Annotated in this window: 1 pseudogene; it reads left to right on the top strand. The window is 43.0% G+C overall.

Features of this window, described 5'->3' with window-relative positions:
* Positions 1–419, top strand: a pseudogene (locus BOQ64_RS23345) (RHS repeat-associated core domain-containing protein); the annotation flags it as partial.

Here is a 419-nt window from a genome sequence, read left to right as displayed (position 1 = left end):
CAGGTAGGTAATGATTGGAGTACCAAACCTGTTAAATTCGGTTATGAAACCAATGTTCTGAATGAAGTGTATCAGCATATCACCTCCACTACCTGGGAGAACGGAGCCACCAAAAGCAGTGTTGCCTTATCTCCTGCAGTATTGTATGCTCCCGGTACCCTGTATAAAAATACTGTTACTGATGAAGATGGAAACCCCACCTTAGAGTTCAAAAACGGAAAAGGTCAGACCCTGTTGGTAAGGAAATTTGTAGGAACCTCTATGCAGGCAGATACTTACTATGTGTATAATGAATATGACCAGCTTGCCTTTGTTATTCCTCCCACTGCCGTTCAGCAGCCTATTACCGATGTACTTCTTGATGATTTGTGCTATCAGTACCGTTATGACGGAAGAGGCAGGCTGGTAGAAAAGAAACT

This window comes from Chryseobacterium sp. CH25 (assembly GCF_004119455.1).
Classification (GTDB): Bacteria; Bacteroidota; Bacteroidia; order Flavobacteriales; family Weeksellaceae; genus Chryseobacterium.
The sequence above is the reverse complement of the archived record's forward strand: the minus strand, read 5'-3'. Positions and strand labels throughout refer to the sequence as shown.